Here is a 15896-nt window from a genome sequence, read left to right on the forward strand (position 1 = left end):
CCTACTGCTGCGCCAGGGCTTCCAGCCGGTCGCGAAAACCGGTCACCGACAACGCCCGGTTATCGGCGCGCCAGCGGTCTTTCGCCGCTGGCGCAGAACTCTGAACGCCAATCAGCTGCCAGCCGTTATCGGTTTTTAACATCAGGGGCGATCCGCTATCACCCGGTAGCGTATCGCACTGATGCGACAGTACGCTGTTTTGCGCCCAGCCCGTCACCACGCAGTCCGTATGGGTGTACAGCGAATCGAGGTGATCAACAGGATAACCTGATTGCGTCACTTTTCGATCGGCGGCTTTCAGGGCGGCGGTGAGCGCGGCCTTATCGCCATCAAAGAGCGGCAGCGGGGTGATCCCGGACGGCGGATAACGTAAAACGATCAGCCCGAAATCCCAGGAGGCCGCCCCGGGCGGCACAATCCAGCCATCGCCATCCGGTTTCAGGCGTTTGCCAAGCGACGGATCCACCCGCCCCTCAATACCGTGAATTTCGTAGCGCCATATTCCTTTTTGCGACACAAAGCGCAGGGCGATTGCTTTATCCGGTTTGCCTTCAGGCGGCATTAACAGGCAATGACCCGCCGTCAGCGCAAGGCGTGGCGTAATGAGGGTTGCGGTACATAAATTGCCGCTGGCGGTTTCCAGTTGCCCGATGGCATCCCAGGGCGATTCGGTAGGATCGGTGACACGCGTACGATCGTCATGACCAAAAAACAGCGTCTTTACCTCTTTGGCGCTAATGGCGTCATCGTCGCCATCATCCGCATGTGAAAAGCCAGCAAAAAGGCTAAACGTTCCCAGTAACAACACAACAGATTTACGCATATCACACTCTGGTGGGGGTAATTATGATTATTAAAAGTGAACCCTATGAAAATACTATAGACGCGACGGCGAGAAAGTGGGAGTAAAATCAGCGTGCTACATTCAGGAAAGATAAAAGTGGCTGGCGATGAGCGCGCATAAAATTAGCAGGATAAGAATGAACTCAAACCGATAGCGCCGCAGCATACGCCCTCCGGATAAAAAAACGGCGCTGACCGCAAACCCGTTCAGCGCCGGTTTACCAACGTGCCCCGAAGGGCACGGTTAAGCTTGTACTCTTACGCTGCTGGCTGTGCAGCAGGTTTAGCCGCTTCGTGTTTTGCCGCTTTTTTGTGATGTTTTTTAGCCGCCTGGGCTTTCTGCTCTACCGCAGGTTTTGCCGCTTTTTTATGGTGCTTTTTCGCGGCCTGCGCTTTCTGTTCTGCCGCTGGTTTAGCCGCTTTGCGATGTTTTTTATGGTGAACCGTTTTGGCCGGAGCAGCGGTGGATGCCGCAGGCGCTGCGGTGGCGGTAGTTTCAGCCGCGAATGCAGCGGAAGACAGACCCATAGCAGCGGCAACAACCAGAGCTAATACTTTTTTCATTTTCATACCCTCGAATTTGGTTTCTCATTTAACCCCACTGCGGGGCCGTTGAAATAACTATATCCCTGTAAATTCGGGGTTTCCGTGAGTGATTGGTATCGGCGTGTAACCATATGTACAACGCCGGGGTGGGCCCCCCGGCGCGTTCGGTTACAGATAGCGGGACGTCAGGTGTTCGCGGAAGTAGCGGATATTCAGGTCTTCGCCCGTGGCCTGGGTGATGAGCTGCGACGTGCTGAAACGGCTGCCGTGCTGCCAGATATTCTGACGCAGCCAGTCAAACAGCGCCGAGAAATCGCCCCCGGCAATGGATGCCTGCAACCCGGGCAGCGCAGTTTTGGCGGCATTGAACAGCTGTGCCGCATACATTGCCCCCAGCGTGTAAGACGGGAAGTAGCCAAAACCGCCGTCGGTCCAGTGGATATCCTGCATACAGCCGTTGCGGTAGTTATCTTTGGTGGATAACCCAAGCCACGCCTGCATTTTCTCATCCCATAACGCGGGAATATCATCGACTTCAATTTCGCCATTGATTAGCGCGCGCTCGATCTCATAGCGCAGCACCACATGCGCCGGATAGCTCACTTCATCCGCATCAACGCGGATGTAGCCCGGCTTCACGCGCTGGTTCCAGGCAATAAAATTCTCTTCGCTGAATGCCGCCTGGCTACCGAAACGGGCATGAACCGCCGGAAGCAGATGCTTCAGGAAAGCGTCGCTGCGGCCCAGCTGCATTTCAAAGAACAAGCTCTGGGATTCATGGATCGCCGTAGAGCGCGCCAGCGCAACGGGCTGGCCGGCCCACGCTCGCGGAAGGTTTTGTTCGTAGCGGGCATGTCCGGTTTCGTGGATCACGCCGAAAAGCGCGCTGAGCAGTTCATCTTCATCGTAACGCGTGGTGATACGCACATCTTCCGGCACGCCGCCGCAGAACGGGTGAGCGCTAACGTCCAGACGACCGCCATTAAAATCGAAGCCAAGCATTTTCATCGCTTCCAGGCCCAACTCGCGCTGCGTGGCGGTCGGGAAGGGACCCTGTGGCGGAACGAACGATCGTTGAGCCTGTTTTTCCACAACCTTTGCCAGCAGCTCCGGCAGCCAGGACTTCAGATCGCCGAACAGCACATCCAGGCGAGCGCTGGTCATGTCGGGTTCAAAGATATCCAGCAGCGCGTCGTAAGGCGTGCAGCCTTTAGCCTCAGCGCGCAGGCGGGCCTCTTCACGACTGAGTTTCACCACCTCTTTCAGGTTGGCTGAAAAGCCCTGCCAGTCGTTGGCCGGACGCTGAGTGCGCCAGGCGTGTTCACACCTGCTGCCCGCCAGCGATTTGGCCTCCACCAGCGATTCCGGCAGTAAAGTGGCCTGCTGGTAGTGGCGTGTCATTTCACGCAGGTTGGCTTGCTCAACGTCATTCAGATCTTCGTCTGCCGCCGCCGCCAGCCATTCACCCATTTTTTTATCGGTCAGGATCTGATGTTGCAGGACGCTCATCTCCGCCAGCGCTTCACCGCGCGCGGCGCTGCCGCCTGGCGGCATCATGGTGAACATGTCCCAGCTGGCGATGGAGGAGAGGTGCGAGAAGCGGGAGAGGCGCTGGAAGGTGCGGGTGAGTTGTTGATAGTTATTGTTTTTCATGAAGTCCTCGTGTCTGAATCAGCCGATGACAAAAATTAGCATCGGCTCGATTTAAACACGAAGAGGGCTGAATGTTAATGCAGTCGTTTATGCAGGCTCGCGCCCACCAGCAGTGCCGCGCACAACATCAGCGCGATAAATCCGCCCACGCCGTTCCAGCCGTAGTTATGCCAGAACACCCCGCCGAGCGTACCGGCTATGCTGGAACCGAGATAGTAACTGAACAGATACAGTGACGAAGCCTGACCTTTGGCGCGGCGCGCGCGTGGGCCAATCCAGCTGCTGGCAACGGAATGCGCGGCAAAGAATCCCGCAGAGAAGAGCAGCATTCCGGCAAAAATCAGCCACAGGGAAGAGAAAAGCGTCATCAGCAGTCCGAACAGCATCACGGCGGTGGAAACCAGCATCACCGGACCACGACCGAAGCGCGCGGTCATGGCGCCCGCTTTTGGCGAACTCCATGTCCCGGTGAGATATGCCACAGAGAGCAAACCCACCAATGCCTGACTAAGATGCCACGGTGAAAGCATCAGACGATAGCCGATGTAATTAAACAGCGTCACGAACGAGCCCATCAGCAGGAAACCGGTCAGGAACAAACGGGGCAGCCCTTGATCGCGCCAGTGCAGACGAAAGTTGATAAATAACGTTTTCGGACGCAGGGAGGTCGGGCGGAAATGGCGCGATTCCGGCAGGATTTTCCAGAACATCAGCGCCGAAGCGAGGGCGAAGCAGCCGATAACGGCCAGTGCAATGCGCCAGTTAAAGAAATCAGTAAACACACCGCTGAGTAGGCGTCCGCTCATCCCGCCGATAGAGTTCCCGCTAATGTACAGCCCCATGGAGAAGGCCACGAAGCTCGGGTGGATCTCCTCGCTGAGATAGGTCATCCCGACCGCCGCCACGCCGCTGAGGGATAACCCAATCAGCGCGCGCATGACCAGAATGCCGTGCCAGCTGGTCATCATGGTGGACAGCAAGGTACACACGGAGGCCAGCATTAACGCCGTTACCATGACCTGCTTACGTCCGATGGCATCCGAAAGTGGCCCGGTGAACAGCAGACCGATCGCCAGCATCCCGGTTGAAATGGAGAGCGAAATACTGCTGCTGGCTGGCGACACGCCAAATTCATGCGACAGGACCGGCAGGATCGGCTGAACGCAGTAGAGCAGGGCGAAAGTGGCGAGACCCGCTGAGAAGAGCGCCAGCGTGACGCGCATAAACTGGGGGGTACCACGTTTAATAAACTGAACTGGCTGCGGTGCTGCGGGTAAATCATCGATGTCGCTGGCCGGCGCGATATCAACGGTCGTTGTACGGCTCACACATAATCCTTGCTTAAACATCCCCGTGTTTTCTGGTGACGGGTATGACCACAAGATTAGGGTAGGAAAATGTAAATATTCTGTCTAATATATTAATAATCTCAAATGATACTTTAAAAATATGAATATCGAGCTGCGCCATATGCGCTATTTTGTCGCCGTCGCCGAAGAGCTGCATTTTGGTCGTGCGGCGGCAAGGCTGAATATCTCTCAGCCACCGCTAAGCCAGCAGATCCAGATCCTGGAGCAGCAGGTCGGGGCGCGTCTGCTGGCGCGAACCAACCGCAGCGTGAGCCTGACGGCGGCGGGAAAACAGTTTCTCGCCGATAGCCGGCAGATCCTGAGTATGGTGGAGGACGCCGCCGCCAGAGCGGAACGGCTTTATCTTGGGGAGACGGGGGAGCTGCGCATCGGGTTTACCTCATCGGCCCCCTTTATCAGCGCTGTTTCACAAACGCTATCCTCGTTTCGCCGTAACTTTCCGGATGTGCATATTCAGACGCGCGAAATAAATACCCGGGAGCAGATATCGCCGCTTAACGAAGGATCGCTCGACCTGGGGCTGATGCGTAACACGCAGTTGCCTGATACCCTGGCGTGGCAGGTGATCCTCCGCGAACCGCTGATGGCGATGATCCCCCGGGATCATCCGCTCGCCGCGCAGCACAGCGTCACGCTGGCTGAACTGGCGAAAGAGCCGTTTGTCTTTTTTGACCCACAGGTGGGTACCGGGTTGTATGACGATATTCTTGGTCTGATGCGGCGATATGGCCTTGTCCCAACTATCGCGCAGGAGGTGGGGGAAGCCATGACGATCATTGGTCTCGTTGCCGCAGGGCTTGGCGTGTCGATTCTCCCGGCCTCATTTAAACGGGTACAACTGGCGGAAATGCGCTGGGTGAAGATAGCCGAGCAGGATGCAGTCTCAGAGATGTGGCTGGTGTGGTCTAAACATCATGAACAGAGCCATGCGGCACAGCGTTTCAAAGAACAATTAATTACCGCTTCTCGCGGGCGTTATTTATAGGGAAAAGTGGGCGAAAATGTGCAGTAAATCACATGGCTAAGTAAAAATTTGACGTCAGCCATTGAAGTGCTTCACCATAGCCCTCAGTTTATTTCGAAGCTCGAAAATAAGGGAGTACGAGGTGGTTGCTGATAGTCAGCCAGGGCATATCGATCAGATCAAGCAGACCAACGCGGGTGCCGTTTATCGCCTGATTGATCAGCTTGGTCCGGTTTCGCGTATCGATCTTTCGCGCCTGGCACAACTGGCACCCGCCAGTATTACCAAGATTGTCCGCGAAATGCTGGAAGCCCATCTGGTTCAGGAAACAGAAATTCAGGAGCCGGGCAGCCGTGGCCGTCCGGCGGTAGGGCTGGTGGTGGAAACGGAAGCCTGGCACTACCTGTCGCTGCGGATTAGCCGCGGGGAAATCTTCCTCGCGCTGCGCGACCTCAGCAGCAAGCTGGTGGTGGAGGACCGGCTGGAACTCCCGCTTAATGCAGAGCAACCACTTCTCGATGCCATTCTGACCCACATCGACCAGTTCTTTATTCGTCACCAGCAGCGTCTTGAACGTTTAACGGCGATTGCGATCACCCTGCCGGGAATTATTGATACCGAAAATGGCATTGTTCACCGCATGCCGTTTTATGAAAACGTCAAAGAGATGCCGCTGGGCGACGTGCTGGAAAACCACACCGGTGTGCCGGTCTACATTCAGCATGATATCAGCGCCTGGACGATGGCGGAGGCATTGTTTGGTGCCTCCCGGGGCGCGCGCGACGTAATTCAGGTGGTGATTGATCATAACGTTGGCGCAGGTGTGATCACCGACGGGCGTCTGTTGCATGCTGGCAGCAGTAGCCTGGTGGAGATCGGCCATACGCAGGTCGATCCGTACGGAAAACGCTGCTACTGCGGTAACCATGGCTGTCTGGAGACGATTGCCAGCGTCGAAAGCGTGCTGGAGCTGGCGCAGGTGCGGCTCAGCCAGTCGATGAGCTCCACGCTGCACGGTCAACCGTTAAGCGTCGAGGCACTGTGCGCTGCGGCAAGGCAGGGCGATCTGCTGGCGAAGGACATTATTACCGGCGTGGGCAATAATGTCGGGCGCATTCTGGCCATTATGGTGAACCTGTTTAACCCGCAAAAAATACTGATCGGCTCCCCGCTCAGCCAGGCGGCGGATATCCTCTTTCCGGCGATTTCCGCCTGCATCAATCAGCAGGCGCTTCCCGCGTACAGTAAAAACATCGTGGTCGAAAGTACGCAATTTTCCAACCAGGGTACGATGGCCGGCGCCGCGCTGGTAAAAGATGCGATGTACAACGGCTCGTTACTGATTCGTTTGCTACAGGGCTAACTCTTTTCCAGAGATGTACGAAAAATTGCGCTATCTCAAGCCCGGTAGCGCACGCATCCCGTAGACTTTCCCCACTGAATTATTTACCTGGTTTATATTTGAAGCATACCCAAGAGGTGGAATGAGTCATGCTTAAGCGTTTCTTTATTACTGGTACGGATACGTCTGTCGGGAAGACAGTCGTATCCCGCGCGTTACTTCAGGCCCTGGCGGCAAGCGGTAAACGCGTTGCAGGATACAAGCCGGTTGCAAAAGGCAGTAAAGAGACGCCAGAAGGGCTGCGCAATAAGGATGCCCTGGTTCTGCAAAGCGTCTCGTCTCTGGAACTGCCTTATGATGCCGTTAATCCTATCGCCTTAAGCGAAGAGGAAAGCAGCGTCGCTCACAGTGGGCTTATCAACTACAGCCTGCTTTCTGATGGCCTGGCAAATCTGAGTGAAAAGGTTGACCACGTTGTCGTTGAAGGGACCGGCGGCTGGCGCAGCCTGATGAACGATTTACGTCCCCTTTCCGAATGGGTGGTGCAGGAGCAGTTGCCGGTGATTATGGTCGTGGGCATTCAGGAAGGGTGCATCAACCATGCCTTGCTGACGGCGCAGGCTATCGCTAATGACGGCCTGCCGCTGATTGGTTGGGTGGCGAACCGTATTAACCCGGGCCTTGCGCACTACGCTGAAATCATCGATGTGCTGAGCAAAAAGCTGCCTGGCCCGCTGGTGGGCGAACTGCCTTATCTGCCCCGCGCCGAGCAGCGCGAATTAGCGCACTACATCGATCTCTCGGCTTTCGGCGGTATGCTGGCCGTAGATCGAGTCGTGGCGTAGCGTTCTCGACAATACCGACGCCACAACACAGGCAACCAGCAAACCGGGAAGTAAAAAATACTGCCCGGTCATCTCACATACCATCAAGGCCGACATGATTGGCGCATGCGTTGTGGCGGCGAGCAGCGTCGCCATACCCGCCAGCCCGAGCAGGATCGCCGTCTCAGAGCCAGGAAACCACAGCGCAAAGATCTGCGCAAACAGCATTCCCGTTGCCATACCGACAAACAAGGTTGGCGTGAACACGCCTCCCGGCGCGCCGGACCCGCTGCTTGCCAGCACCGCCAGCAGTTTGCAAATAAAGACGCCAGCAATCACCGACAGCAGCGGCGGCGACTGCAAAAACGCCTGAACCACGCTATAGCCATTCCCCCATACCTTCGGCGTCAGCAGCGACAGCAGCCCGACGATCAGACCACCCAGCGCCAGCTGCCACGGCGGTGAAAGTTTGAGACGCAGAAACAGCCTGTGGCTGGCCGCCATCAGCCACATCAGCAGCGGGCCGCAAACGCCAGCCAGCAGACCCACGCCAACGATCAGGAAATAATCCACCGCCGTAAGCATCTCGCTGAGATGGACATCATATAGCGTATTCGCGCCGGGACTTAACAGGCGCGTGGTCAGCAGGGCCACTACAGCAGCAATCACCACCGGGCCGAGGGAGGCCAGCATCAGCGTGCCAAACAGGATCTCTGCGATAAACAGGCTGCCCGCCAGCGGCGCATGATAGGCGCTGGCCATCCCGGCGGCGGCACCGCAGGCGATCCACAGTTTCCATTCGGATTTCGGCGTACAACGTTGTGCAAAAAAGGAGGCGGCGAGGGCGGCAAGCAGGATCATGGCGCCTTCACGGCCGATGGCGCTGCCGCTGGCGACCACCAGCAACGACGCGAGGGATTTCACCAGGCTGGCGCCGTAATCAAACTGGCCGTCACCCGTCTCAAGCGCTTCCATATAATCGGTGGGGGCGTGGGGACGTTGTGCCGTCATGCGCTGCCATCCCCACAGTAGCATTCCCGCGGCCAGACCACCCAGCGCAGGCGTCAGCGCCCGCCGCCAGGGTGATAACGCGGCTGCGGCGTTCACCAGACTTCCGCTTTCGTTGCTGAGAAATAGCCACTCCAGCAGATACATGCTGTGGCGGAACACCGCAACGGCCAGCGCCGCCAGCACGCCGGTGACGGTAGCAATCAGGAGACGACGAAACATCGCGCGGATGTCGGGGTAAGCGTGAAGACGTTGCATGAAGTCGTGATTTAACGGGGACGATACAATATTGTGGCGGTAAATCGGGAGGTTAGCAAAAGGTATGCGTGCGGAAAAAGGCCGGGCAGTACCCGGCCTGAATGCTTAACTCTCGCTATGAATATTCAACGCCCGGCGCGTACGCCCTGAGCTCAAATACTCCGCAATATAATCCTGGGATATTTCGCCGTTATAGCGTCCGTCCTCGTCCACAATCGGCATCCAGCTGGTGTTGCTCTCATACAGGCGAGAAAGCACCACGCGCAGGTTATCCTCGGCCTTACCGGTCATGCGGAACGGATGCAGAATATCCCCGCAGCTGCCGCTGGCGTTACGCGCTTCGCGGCGCTTCACAAAGCCGAGCGGTTTGCCGTGCTCATCAACCACGGTAATGGCGCGAATATCGTTGTCATCCATGGTGGCGAAGGCCTCCGGCAGCGGCGTCGATTCGCGTACCGTAATGGTAGGCTGCTGGTCGGTGACGTCGCCCGCCGATACCAGCAGCAGGCGTTTCAACGTCCGGTCCTGGCCAACAAACGAGCCAACAAACTCATTCGCGGGTTTCGCCAGCAGCTCGTCCGGGCTGGCGCACTGCACGATACGTCCCTGACGGAAGACGGCAATACGGTCGCCCAGCTTCAGCGCTTCGTCAATATCGTGGCTCACCAGCATCACGGTCTTTTTCAGCTTGCGCTGCATCTCCAGGAACTGGTTCTGGATCACCTCACGGTTAATCGGGTCGACCGCGCCGAACGGTTCATCCATCAGCAGGACCGGAGGATCCGCTGCCAGCGCGCGGATGACGCCGATACGCTGCTGCTGACCGCCGGACATTTCGCGCGGATAGCGGTGAAGGAATTTATGCGGATCCATTGCCACCATATCCATCAGCTCCTCGGCACGGGATTTACAGCGCGCTTTGTCCCAGCCCAGCATGCGCGGCACGACGGTAATGTTCTCTTCGATGGTCATGTTGGGGAACAGGCCAATTTGCTGGATCACGTAGCCAATGTTGCGACGCAGGGTCACGGTGTCCATTCCGCTGGTGTCTTCGCCGTTAATCAGGATCGTCCCGCTGCTTGGCGTAATGAGACGGTTGATCATCTTCAGGGTAGTGGTTTTCCCGCAGCCGGACGGGCCGAGCAGCACGCACATTTCCCCTTCAGGCACGTTCAGGTTGACGTTGTCGACGGCCTTAAACGTCTGGCCGTGTTTCTGTGAAAATTGTTTGGTGAGGTTTTCCAGTTTTATCATTATCGAATCCCCTTCGGAGTCAGTACCACCTGCAAACGGTGCAGCAACCAGTCGAGCACAATCGCTAAAAGACAAATCATCAGCGCGCCCGCAATCAACATACGAATATCACTCCCGCCAATACCGTTAAGCAGCAGCAGGCCCAGCCCGCCCGCGCCGATCACGGCGGCAATCGCCATGACGCCGATGTTCATCACCACGGCGGTGCGGATGCCGCCAAAAATCACCGGCAACGCCATCGGGATTTCCACCCAGCGCAGACGCTGCCAGAAGGTCATGCCGATGCCGCGTCCCGCTTCACGCAGGCCCGGCGGCAGGCTGTCGAGCGCCGTGTGGGTGTTACGCACAATCGGCAGCAGCGAATAGAGGAACACCGCCGTAATCGCGGGCAGGGCGCCAATGCCCTGACCGATCAGCGAAAAGAGCGGGATCATCAGGCCGAAAAGCGCAATTGACGGGATGGTGAGCACAATGGTGGCAATCCCCAGCACCGGCGTTGCCAGCCATTTATGGCGGACAATTAAAATGCCCAGCGGCACGCCAATAATAATCGCCAGGCCCACGGCGAGCGCCACAAGCCACAGGTGTTGCAGCGTCAGGGTTAAGAGATAGTCCCAGTTGTCGAGAATATAGTGAATCGTCTCCATAGCGCCTCCTACAGCAACTGTTTGCTACGCAGGAAATCACGGGCGACCTGCTGCGGTGACTGATGATCGATATCCACCTTCTTATTCAGTTCGGTGATAACGTCGTTATTGAGCTGGGCTGATAGGGTGTTCAGCGCCTCCTCCAGCCCCGGATTAGCCTCCAGCGTGTCTTTCCGAACAACTGGCGTCACGGCGTAACTCGGGAAGAAGCCTTTATCGTCTTCCAGCACTTTAAGATCGAAGCCCTTTACGCGCCCGTCGGTGGTGTAGATCAGCCCCGCATCGACAAACCCGTCGCGCACCGCGTTATAGACCAGGCCCGGATCCATCTGGCGGATCTGCGGGCGGTCCAGCTCCATGTTGTAGGCCGCCTGCAACGGTTTCATCCCGTCGCTGCGCCCGGCAAATTCCAGGTCAAGGCCCAGCAGCCAGTTGTTATCCGGATCGGTTTTACGGATCTGCTCAATCTTTGCCACCATCTCAGACATGGTATTGATATGTTCAGCCTCGGCGCGCTTGCGCTGCATGGCAAAGGCATAGGTATTGTTCATATCGGCAGGTTTAAGCCACACCAGACCGTGCTTCGCATCGAGGCGTTTCACCGTCTCGTACGATTCCTGCGGCGACATGCGTTTGTTGATGTGGTTGAAGATGATCAGCGAGGTGCCGGTATACTCCCAGGTCATATCAATCTGCTTGTTGATCATCGCGTTACGGGAAATCACCGTTGCAATATTGGTCTGAGGCTGTACCTGAAACCCTTTCTTTTGCAGATACTGCACGGTCATGGCCGAGAGAATGTGCTGCTCGGTAAAGCTCTTGGTGGCCAGGATCAGCGGCGCGGCGAGCGCCTGGCTGGTGAAGAGCGCGGCGGCGCATAGCGCCGTCAGCCCGGAAAACAGTCTCATAGAAGCTCCTTGTTATAATTATCGCGCGAGATGCGGGCTCAGTAATCGGCCCAGTGCCGCCAGCAGCGTATCCAGAATCAGGGCGAACAGGGCGGTGGCCGCCGCGCCCAGGATCAGCGTCGGGAAATCATTCAGATAGATCCCCGGGAAAATCAGCTCGCCGTAGCTGCTGGCACCAATCAGGAATGCCAGCGGTGCGGTACCGACGTTAATCGCAGTGGCAATGCGAATACCGGAAAGCATCACCGGCCACGCGTTAGGGATCTCAACCTGACGCAGGCGCTGCCATTTGGTCATGCCGATGCCGTTTGCCGCTTCCAGCAACGACGCGGGAACAGAGCACAGCCCGGCATAGGTGTTACGCACAATCGGCAGCAGAGAGGCCAGAAAGAGGGCGATAATGGCCGGTTTATCACCGATGCCAATCACCACCATCGCCAGCGCCAGAACGGCCAGCGGCGGCAGGGTGTTGCCCACGTTAAAGATTTGCATCACATATTCGGCGATACCACGCGCGGCCGGACGGCTCAGCAGAATACCGCTTGGAATGCCCACCAGCAGGGCAAAGAACATGGATGAAAAGACCAGAATCAGGTGCTGTTGCCCGAGGTAAATCAGGTCAACCTGGCGCGCCTTAATCGTTTCCAGTCCAATTCCCCAGGTGAGGAGAGCGAGAACCACGATAATTGCGCCGACAAAAAGCAGCGAACGTTTAAGTAATGGGTGCATTGCGGTGTGTCTCCCTGTGCGCATGCGTTATAGCAACCACCGGTTGCCTGTTGTTATGCCATGTTTCGGCAGGGGTACTTCACCTATAGCAAGCGAAACGGAAGGGTTCCAGCGAAGGGGGTAAATCAGTAACCCTATGAAATTAGTGACAACCTGAGTGAAGCCTTATGGCATAAGGGCTGTCAGTGGGCAGGCAGAATAGTCTTAAAGAAGTACGCCTTACGTGACAACGTCACATAAAGCGTGCTGATTATACCTGTCGACTGAGCGCGGCGCGCACCTTGCGTACGCGCCACGAGATGCGGACGATAGAGAAGGCGGCGACGATTACCAGCAACAGGCCCAGCGCCAGCATCGCGTGGAATCCAAACTCTCTGAACAGGATCAGCCCCGCGATCCCGCCGCTGATAAAGGAGAAAAGGGTAGTTAAATGGGTTTTGAGCTGACTCTTTTGCGCGGCCGTATCTTTGGAGTAATCCCGGCGCAGCATGGCGACCATAACGGAGGCCAGCGAAATGCCCGCATCGGTCAGCGTGCCGGTGATGTGCGTGGATCTCACCCGACCGCCGGATAGTTGAGTGGAGGTGGAATTATGAATTCCCATCAACCCGCACAGGAAAATAATAATCTCCTGATTCGTGGCGAAGGAGTGAAAATACATTTCGTACAGGGATACCCCGGCCAGTAATAGCCCTTCAACAAACAGAACCTGGCTGAATACCAGCCTGACGTTATGGATAATCCCCCAGATAACAATAATCCGCGCAGCGATGGCACCTGATACAAACGAAAGAATAATGGCACCAAAGAAAAGAATATCGCTGAGATCGGTGGAGGAAACTTCGCTGGATAGCTGCGAGGTATTGCCCGTCATATGAGAGGGAAAAAAACCGAACGCGCCCAGCGCAATGGCATTCAGCAGTCCCGCGGAGGTCGCCAGCCAGAGGGCAAGACGACGATCCTCCTGATGCGTTCGTTCTTTCTTTAATTTAATCAGCAAAGAATACCTCCGGTTTGAGCTTTGCCTGAATGCTCAAGCTAACAAAGCGATGTCGCTGGCTGACCAGGATATTGCTTAATTATTATTTCTACGGGAGGTGAGCGAGGTTTTGTAATTAAATAAAACAACCCTGTTAATATAATGCCTTATTTCCGATGGCGCGACGTCGTAAAAGTCAGCCCCCCTGCACTCAGGAGTAATATGCTGCTTAAAGCGAATGTGCTCTGCCAGCCAAAGGTATCAAACACCACGCCACCCGCCGTTGAGCCAAGCGCAATGGAGAGTTGGATCACCGCGACCATTAGCCCGCCGCCAGCCTCGGCATCTTCCGGTAACGTACGGGCTATCCACGTCCACCAGCCCGTGGGGGCCGCAGTTGCCAGCATTCCCCAGAAACCTAACAGCAGGGCCACGATCCACAGGCTGTCCCCGGTGAGCATTAATACCCCTGCAATCAGCGCCATAAGCAGCGGTATGGCCATTAAGGTGAGGTAAAACGCGGCATTCAGGACCAGCGCGACGATCAGCGTGCCGATGAAACCTGCGATACCGATAGTGAGCAGGATCAGCGATAAGCCGGAAGGACTGACGTGGGTGACGGTTTCGAGGAAGGGGCGCACATAGGTAAATAACGCAAACTGTCCCATGAAGAACAGGCCGCACGCCATCAGACCCACCGAAACCGCAGGCCGGTGGAACAGGCGAAATACGCTTTTACGTGGCGACGGCCGCTGGTTCCCGCCCATGTTGGGCAGGCTAAAATATTGCCAGATGAACGCCACAATCGCCACGGGAACCAGGCAAAGAAACGCGCCGCGCCAGCCAATGGTCGAGCCGAGATAACTGCCCAGCGGGGCGGCGACCACCGTCGCCAGCGCGTTGCCGCCGTTAAAAATCGCCAGCGCACGAGAGACCTGATGCTGAGGCACCAGCCGAATGGCGGTGGCAGCAGACATCGACCAGAAACCGCCGATGGCGATGCCGATCAGCGCCCGGCCTGCCATATACATCAAAGCGTTTGGGGCGAAGGCGATAATGATCCCTGACAGCGCCATCAGGACGGTCATGCCTGAAAGAAGATGTTTGCGATTCATATTCCCGGCAAGCCGGGAAAGTAAAAGGCTGGTCAGGACAGCCAGCGCACCAGAGAGGGCGATCCCCTGGCCAGCCGTCCCCTCTGTCACCCCTAAATCTCTGGCGAGGGGCGTGAGCAGACTGACGGGCATAAATTCCGAGGCAATGAGGACAAAAACGCACAGGGTCATGGCAAAAATACCGCCCCAGTGTGCACGCTCAGCATCACGGGATGAGGTTTGATTCAGTGTGGACATAGGTGTAATTCACGGCGAAGAGAAGATAAGCCCCCTGATTGCCGGGGGCGAAGAGAATTAATTCAGACTGGTTTTGAAGAACTGCCCGAACTGCGCGAACGGGATTTTTCCTGCGACGTTATCGTAGAGATCAACGTGATTCGCACCGGGAACAATCACCAGTTCTTTCTGTTTGCTGCCGACAGCTTTAAACGCATCTTCCGCAAAATAACGTGAGTGCGCGTTTTCACCGGTCACAATCAGCGTTGGGATGGTGATCTCCCCGGCATAGCTCAGCAGCGGCATATTCATAAAGGACAACGGCATGGTCGCGGTCCATGCGCCGGTGGAGTTTACGGAACGGGCATGGAAACCGCGCGGCATACGGTAGTAATCATAGAACTCTTTCAGTACCGGATGCGGATCGGCGGGCAATGCTTCCGGCAGAATACGCCCGGCCGCCGTCACCTTACCGTTTTCATCGACATCAATATCGTGGCCGCCATGGGCGAAGGTGCCGCTTTCAGCATCTTTCCAGCGTTGCGCGTTCAGATACTGCAACACGGCCCGGCGATCGGCCGCTGAATAACGATCTTTCCCGTCGCCCACGCCGTGACCCATCGCACGGCTCATATCGTACATTACGCTGGTGGCGACCGCCTTCACGCGGGTATCCATGGATGCCGCGTTCAGCGCCATACCACCCCAGCCGCAGATCCCGAGAATGCCGATACGGTTACGGTCGACTTCTTTCTGTAATCCGAGGAAATCCACTGCGGCGCTAAAGTCTTCGGTGTTGATGTCAGGGGAGGCAACGTTACGCGGCTGGCCGCCGCTTTCACCCGTGTAGGATGGGTCGAAGGCCAGGGTCACGAACCCCTGTTCAGCCAGAGTCTGGGCGTAAAGACCACTCGATTGTTCTTTTACCGCACCGAACGGTCCACTGACGGCAATCGCCGCCAGCTTCTGGTCGCCGCTGTTCCTGGGAATGTACAGATCGCCGACCAGGGTGATCCCGTATCGGTTCTCGAACGTCACCTTGCGGTGGTCGACTTTATTGCTCTCGGCGAAGGTCTTATCCCAGGTTGTCACCATCGAAACGGGGGCGGCAGGATTTCGTGATTCTGCATAACTCATTGTTGTCACTCCACTTAATGATGCGCATAGCAGCAGCGCAACGGACAGTTTTTGGGTGAATGTTTGCATAAGAGGTACCGTGTGTTGTTGTAATGCGGTCATT

Annotated in this window: 16 protein-coding genes; 3 read left to right on the forward strand and 13 right to left on the reverse strand. The window is 56.6% G+C overall.

Features of this window, described 5'->3' with window-relative positions:
* Position 1: 1 nt before the first annotated feature.
* From AC4OVU_RS10220 to AC4OVU_RS10240, 5 genes are all read right to left on the reverse strand, one after another.
* Positions 2-823 (reverse strand): trypsin-like serine peptidase, encoded by an 822-nt coding sequence (locus tag AC4OVU_RS10220; RefSeq protein WP_003857461.1) that lies wholly within the window; start codon positions 821-823, stop codon positions 2-4.
* A 102-nt stretch (positions 824-925) separates the two neighbouring features.
* The gene (gene ydgU / locus AC4OVU_RS10225) at positions 926-1009 is read right to left on the reverse strand and encodes a small membrane protein YdgU (protein ID WP_057979992.1); all 84 of its coding nucleotides are present in this window, start codon (positions 1007-1009) and stop codon (positions 926-928) included.
* A 92-nt stretch (positions 1010-1101) separates the two neighbouring features.
* Positions 1102-1407: an acid resistance repetitive basic protein Asr gene (asr, locus tag AC4OVU_RS10230; protein ID WP_491928671.1), complete on the reverse strand. Its 306-nt coding sequence runs from the start codon at positions 1405-1407 to the stop codon at positions 1102-1104.
* Positions 1408-1557: 150 nt separating this feature from the next.
* Positions 1558-3042, reverse strand: coding sequence for a carboxypeptidase M32 (locus tag AC4OVU_RS10235; protein WP_045339628.1), 1485 nt, complete (start codon positions 3040-3042; stop codon positions 1558-1560).
* A 74-nt stretch (positions 3043-3116) separates the two neighbouring features.
* Entirely contained in the window at positions 3117-4370 is a 1254-nt protein-coding gene (locus AC4OVU_RS10240) for an MFS transporter (protein ID WP_017384556.1), read from the reverse strand.
* 121 nt (positions 4371-4491) lie between these two features.
* On the opposite strand from AC4OVU_RS10240, the gene AC4OVU_RS10245 reads away from it, so the two are divergent.
* The 3 genes from AC4OVU_RS10245 (at position 4492) to bioD (ending at position 7563) form a co-directional block, all read left to right on the forward strand.
* The gene (locus AC4OVU_RS10245) at positions 4492-5397 is read left to right on the forward strand and encodes a LysR family transcriptional regulator (RefSeq protein WP_110293068.1); all 906 of its coding nucleotides are present in this window, start codon (positions 4492-4494) and stop codon (positions 5395-5397) included.
* Between the two features lie 121 nt (positions 5398-5518).
* The gene (mlc, locus tag AC4OVU_RS10250) at positions 5519-6739 is read left to right on the forward strand and encodes a sugar metabolism global transcriptional regulator Mlc (RefSeq protein WP_003857451.1); all 1221 of its coding nucleotides are present in this window, start codon (positions 5519-5521) and stop codon (positions 6737-6739) included.
* A 128-nt stretch (positions 6740-6867) separates the two neighbouring features.
* Positions 6868-7563, forward strand: coding sequence for a dethiobiotin synthase (gene bioD, locus AC4OVU_RS10255; RefSeq protein WP_015570628.1), 696 nt, complete (start codon positions 6868-6870; stop codon positions 7561-7563).
* Here bioD and clcB read toward each other — a convergent pair.
* The 8 genes from clcB to AC4OVU_RS10295 all read right to left on the reverse strand — a co-directional run bounded on the left by clcB (position 7498) and on the right by AC4OVU_RS10295 (position 15862).
* Positions 7498-8808 (reverse strand): voltage-gated ClC-type chloride channel ClcB, encoded by a 1311-nt coding sequence (clcB, locus tag AC4OVU_RS10260; RefSeq protein ID WP_023296525.1) that lies wholly within the window; start codon positions 8806-8808, stop codon positions 7498-7500. The two genes, bioD and clcB, sit on opposite strands and share 66 nt — an antisense overlap.
* Before the next feature lie 105 nt (positions 8809-8913).
* A complete protein-coding gene (gene osmV, locus AC4OVU_RS10265; RefSeq protein ID WP_003857446.1) occupies positions 8914-10062 on the reverse strand; it encodes an osmoprotectant ABC transporter ATP-binding protein OsmV in 1149 nt (382 codons plus the stop codon).
* Entirely contained in the window at positions 10062-10709 is a 648-nt protein-coding gene (osmW, locus tag AC4OVU_RS10270) for an osmoprotectant ABC transporter permease OsmW (RefSeq protein WP_006808875.1), read from the reverse strand. Before osmW ends, osmV begins: the two co-directional genes overlap by 1 nt.
* An 8-nt stretch (positions 10710-10717) precedes the next feature.
* On the reverse strand, positions 10718-11617 hold the full coding sequence (gene osmX / locus AC4OVU_RS10275) for an osmoprotectant ABC transporter substrate-binding protein OsmX (protein WP_017694085.1): 900 nt from the start codon (positions 11615-11617) through the stop codon (positions 10718-10720).
* An 18-nt stretch (positions 11618-11635) separates the two neighbouring features.
* Positions 11636-12346: an osmoprotectant ABC transporter permease OsmY gene (gene osmY, locus AC4OVU_RS10280; protein WP_003857442.1), complete on the reverse strand. Its 711-nt coding sequence runs from the start codon at positions 12344-12346 to the stop codon at positions 11636-11638.
* Between the two features lie 250 nt (positions 12347-12596).
* Positions 12597-13346, reverse strand: a complete 750-nt coding sequence (locus AC4OVU_RS10285; protein WP_017384553.1) for a YoaK family protein — start codon at positions 13344-13346, stop codon at positions 12597-12599.
* Positions 13347-13492: 146 nt separating this feature from the next.
* Complete coding sequence (locus AC4OVU_RS10290; protein WP_110293067.1) at positions 13493-14677, reverse strand: MFS transporter; 1185 nt, start codon at positions 14675-14677, stop codon at positions 13493-13495.
* 57 nt (positions 14678-14734) lie between these two features.
* On the reverse strand, positions 14735-15862 hold the full coding sequence (locus AC4OVU_RS10295; protein ID WP_110293066.1) for an alpha/beta hydrolase: 1128 nt from the start codon (positions 15860-15862) through the stop codon (positions 14735-14737).
* Between the last annotated feature and the right edge of the window lie 34 nt (positions 15863-15896).

This window comes from Enterobacter sp. 6722112, from assembly GCF_058661685.1.